Genomic DNA, 2,510 nt, shown 5'->3' with positions numbered 1-2,510 from the left:
AKTAAATTTTTAAATAAAAGACATAATTAATTAAAATTATAATTTGCTATTAGTATCTTTTTAAAAATATTTACAATTATTTTAATAGGTTATGCAAGAAGTCTACTATTTCAATAAAATCAATTAATTGATAAATATTATTTAAAATAAAAAGAGCATATTAATATGCTCTTTTTATTTTTCGTTGTTTCATATTTCGTAGGTGTGTTGTATTGGATAAGCGCCAATAGTGTTAATTTGATTTTCAATTCAATTAGCTAGTGTTTGGGTTAGAGTAATTCAATGAATTTTACCACCCACAGCAAGTCACTCACGCAAGTTAATTAATTTCGTTCTGAACCGGTCGGGTGACTTGCGGGTGCGTTCAAACTCGACATAAATTTCACTATCATTATTTTTGATAATTATTAGGTCGGGGTAAGCATTGAGGTTGCCATTTTCCATTTTGAGCTCGCGCTCTGTTTGATAGTGTACTATGTCATTTTGACTACAAAGTCATTTAATTAACATGTCTTGGTGGGGAAGTTCATAACAATTTATCTTAATTGCTTTTTTATGTTCACGACCAACAAAAGTATTACCCTTATGAGAGAGATAATAAATATTGCGATGGGTATATGTTGGTCAACTTTTATCAACCCTTTTTTATGTATTGTTTTTAAAAGTTCTTCGGTCGCTCGTTTTTTCTTATTAACTAATAATCCAATTTGTTCTGTGTTTAAATACCCCCAACGATTTATCATAATTAATATTTTTTCTTGTTCACCCATAACATCAACTTCTTATCAATCACTCTTGTTTTATTAACGGGGTGCTTTTTTTATTTTTGCCCAAACCCTCAAAATAAAAAAAGCACGTAGGTGGTTATTTATTTAAAATCACCAATAATTTTGTTTAAAAAATAAGTAGATTTTTATTTTTTTATTTTGGTATAGTATAGGAATAGTTTTGGAATTATATTGGAAGAAAAAAAGCAAGAAAAAGTTGTGTTTTACTTAACAGCAAAAATGATATGATGAAGACCATATCTTAGGTTTGTTTATTCGTTGTCTTGCTACTCGGTGGTTTTATGCAAGCTCTTATGCTTTTTAAATAGGGGGATTTATTAGCGGAGTTAGTCTAAGTTTTTTAAATCCTCTAATAATTGGTTAAGGTTAACCTTTTCTTTTTCTTGTTTTTTTCGTTTTTCTTCATAAAGTAAATTATATTCTGTGTTATAATTATCAACAAGAGAATTATTTTCTCTTGTGTTTGTTGTTATAGATTTTGCAGAATACTTAGTTTTTACATAAGTTTGGTATTCTGCTTTTAATTTGTCGTTTTCAGCACAAATTTGTTCGTGTGCTTGTTGGTATGTTAACCCACTTAAAAATGGGTTGGTTGCTTGTTCTTTTTCGTAGCGACGAGCAGCCACAGTTAAATAATGCAATTCTTTAATTGCAGTGTCTTTAATTGCTTGATAACCCGCTAAGCGATATTTATTATTATCTCGCGTATTATAAATTCAGTAGGTAAAAAACATATCAATGCCAACCAAAAAGTATTTACCAGTTTTATCAATAAAACACATTTTTTTGGGAACACAAATAAACTTGTCATAAATTTTGACTTTATAACTGTCTTCGCGGGTAGGGGTTGGGTGTTGGCGAACATATTTTTTCGGTAAGTAAAAATTTGAGACATGTTTATTCTCATCAAGTTGATTAATAACTTTATAGTTCAATCCATTTATCTCCACAAAGTGATAATTGACTTGTTCTGCTTGTAATATCAATTCTTGCATAATATATATGTTCCTTTCTGCGGTTTTGAACGTTTTTTAACCCCTTATTAGCGTTGATATTTTCCAAAATGTATAAATATAAATATCATATTCTTTTGGTTTTTTTAATGCTAATATCAGGTTATTTTTTTTGTTATTTTGATATTAAATAAAAAAATAGGTAGATGACTTTTTTATCATTCTACCTATACACAAAAATTAAAAAATGTTATAATTTAACCAAGAACCACCACAAATGTGCGGTTCAGTTAAATTATATCAGAGCCTAGTTAAGTGGTATGTTTGACCGCTTAATAGGTGTATAGAAGAATGACTGTCCTGTCATTTTTCTTTGTTTTTATTTAATTGTTTTTATTGTACCACAAAGGGGATTAAATAATTTATTTTCAACTCCTTTTTTGTAATAAATAAAAAGGAAAATAACAGACCGCTATTTCCACAAACAAAATTATAATAATTGATATAACACAACATTCTAAGGTAAATAAAATATGTTAAAATTGTTTATGGAAACACAGTTTAGTTCAAAATAGGTTGTGTTTCCGTTTTTAAATTATCCTAGCGTTTTTAACGCTAACAAACTTACTATATAGCAAATTATAAAAATATTCAAATATTTCTCCTTTAATTTTGTCGAAAACTCTTGATGAAATAAAAAAAATCATCAATATGACAATTTGAAAACTAATTTTGTGTAAGATTATGATTTTGCTTTAAATTTTTTAAW

3 protein-coding genes are annotated in these 2,510 nt (G+C 27.6%); all 3 read right to left on the bottom strand.

All coding sequences use genetic code 4. From position 1 onward, the window contains the following. Window positions 1-174: 174 nt before the first annotated feature. Window positions 175-444, bottom strand: coding sequence for a hypothetical protein (locus EHV01_RS04695; protein ID WP_422066434.1), 270 nt, complete (start codon window positions 442-444; stop codon window positions 175-177). A 92-nt stretch (window positions 445-536) separates the two neighbouring features. Further along, on the bottom strand, window positions 537-770 hold the full coding sequence (locus EHV01_RS04690) for a hypothetical protein (RefSeq protein WP_422066433.1): 234 nt from the start codon (window positions 768-770) through the stop codon (window positions 537-539). 344 nt (window positions 771-1,114) lie between these two features. Then, window positions 1,115-1,783, bottom strand: coding sequence for a hypothetical protein (locus tag EHV01_RS04685; RefSeq protein ID WP_422066432.1), 669 nt, complete (start codon window positions 1,781-1,783; stop codon window positions 1,115-1,117). Between the last annotated feature and the right edge of the window lie 727 nt (window positions 1,784-2,510).

Source organism: Spiroplasma sp. hy2, assembly GCF_044714365.1.
Lineage (GTDB): Bacteria > Bacillota_I > Bacilli_A > Mycoplasmatales > Mycoplasmataceae > Spiroplasma > Spiroplasma phoeniceum.
This window is presented reverse-complemented; position numbering and strand designations above follow the sequence as displayed.